The organism is Pyxidicoccus caerfyrddinensis, from assembly GCF_010894405.1.
GTDB classification, from domain to species: domain Bacteria; phylum Myxococcota; class Myxococcia; order Myxococcales; family Myxococcaceae; genus Myxococcus; species Myxococcus caerfyrddinensis.
The window spans coordinates 1-383 of record NZ_JAAIYA010000161.1; the positions used below are offsets into that span (position 1 = coordinate 1).

1 pseudogene is annotated in these 383 nt (G+C 68.1%); it reads left to right on the plus strand.

Annotated elements, in window-relative coordinates:
• Positions 1-383: pseudogene (locus G4D86_RS51985) on the plus strand (S28 family serine protease); the annotation flags it as partial.

Sequence of the window (383 nt, forward strand, 5' to 3'; positions counted from 1 at the left end):
CTCGTGCAACTGGCCCGCATCCCCGGCCTCACGGTGCGCGAGGAGCCCGCGGGCCCGCAGCTGCCGAACCACCGCTTCTTCGTCATGGAGTTCGAGCAGCCGGTGGACCATGCCCATCCGGACGGCCAGCGCTTCCGCCAGCGTTTGACGCTGCTGCACATCTCGCGCTCCAGTCCCATGGTGCTCTACTCGGGGGGCTACTTCGTCTCCACGGAGCCGTCGCGACGCGAGCCCACGCAACTGCTCGACGCCAATCAGCTCTCCGTGGAGCATCGCTACTTCGGGCCGAGCCGCCCCACGCCGACGGACTGGAGTCAGCTCACCATCCGGCAGTCCGCGGACGACTTCCACCGCATCGTCGAGGCGTTCAAGCCGGTGTATCC